General features: G+C 33.3%; 1 protein-coding gene. It reads left to right on the top strand.

The window, feature by feature from the left end; all coding sequences use genetic code 11:
• On the top strand, window positions 1-735 hold a 735-nt coding region (locus DVJ99_RS12880; protein WP_114604548.1), incomplete at both ends, for an IS30 family transposase.

The raw sequence follows: 735 nt of genomic DNA on the forward strand, positions 1-735 counted from the left end.
AAAGGATATTCTTCAAGAAAAATCGCTAAAGCTATTTGCAGAAGCCCATCAACTGTTTCTCGTGAATTAGCTAGAAACGCTTCCTCTGGAAGCTACAGCCCTACATATGCTCATAATAATTACAAGTGCAATAAGAAAAAATGCGGACGTAAATTATTATTAAAATCACAGATTTTATTTGATAAAGTGAAATTTTTATTTCTTAATCAACAGTGGTCACCTGAACAAATTGCGAACCGATTGAAAAGTGAAGGGTTTCACCTGGCTATTAGTTATAACACTATTTACCGTGCTATTTATTTAGGCCTATTTGATCCGCCTAAATTAAGTCACGGTAACCGTGGATGTATTAGATTGTTAAGGCATAGAGGTAAGACTAGACACACTAAAAGTCATCAAGAAAATAGAGGTAGAATTAGAATAAGTTATTCATTACATAATCGACCTCAAATCATTAATGATAGAGAACGAATCGGAGATTGGGAAGCCGTTACTGTTATGGGAAAAACTGGAAAATCTTGTCTTGTTACATTAGTAGATCGTAAAACCGGCTATTTACTTTGTGGTAAAGTACCTAAAAAGAAATCTGAGTTTGTGAAACAGAAAATCGTAGATTTACTTGGCACCTTACCAAACAATAAACGATTATCTATTACACCAGATAGAAGTAAAGAGTTTTCTAAACATCCAGAAATTACGTCAGAGTTAGATAACATTCCATTTTATTTTCTTGAT

The sequence above is a fragment of the Staphylococcus sp. EZ-P03 genome (genome assembly GCF_003344575.1).
Taxonomy (GTDB): domain Bacteria; phylum Bacillota; class Bacilli; order Staphylococcales; family Staphylococcaceae; genus Staphylococcus; species Staphylococcus simulans_B.